Source organism: Microbacterium sp. B19, assembly GCF_000333395.1.
GTDB lineage: Bacteria > Actinomycetota > Actinomycetes > Actinomycetales > Microbacteriaceae > Microbacterium.
In genome coordinates, this window is the sequence record NZ_BADA01000355.1 from 1 (window position 1) to 432 (window position 432).

A 432-nucleotide genomic window follows, 5' to 3' on the forward strand; every position below is an offset into this window, starting at 1 on the left:
GGCAGCGGCATGCAGGTCGCGCTGAAAGACCTGGAGCTCCGCGGCGCGGGCAACCTGCTCGGCGCCGAGCAGGCGGGGCACATCGCGGGCGTCGGGTTCGACCTGTACCTGCGCATGATCGGCGAGGCCGTGGCGACCTTCCGTGGCGAGGACACCGAGGGCCCCACCGAGCTGCGCCTCGAGCTCCCCGTCGACGCACGTCTGCCCGAGACGTACATCGACAGCGAGCGACTGCGCCTCGAGGCCTACCAGAAGCTGTCGGCCGCGGCATCCGCCACCGCCAAGGACGACGCGATCGACCTCGTGATCGAGGAGCTCCGCGACCGGTACGGCGAGCCGCCCGCCGAGGTCGAGGGCCTGATCGCGGTCGCGCGCCTGCGGCGTCGCGCCGCGCAGGCCGGTCTCGCGGATGTCGTGGCGATGGGGTCGAAC

The 432-nt window shown here is 72.9% G+C and carries 1 protein-coding gene; it reads left to right on the forward strand.

The window, feature by feature from the left end:
• Positions 1-432: TRCF domain-containing protein (locus I5G_RS22305; RefSeq protein WP_036328068.1), on the forward strand; the 432-nt coding region annotated here is incomplete at both ends.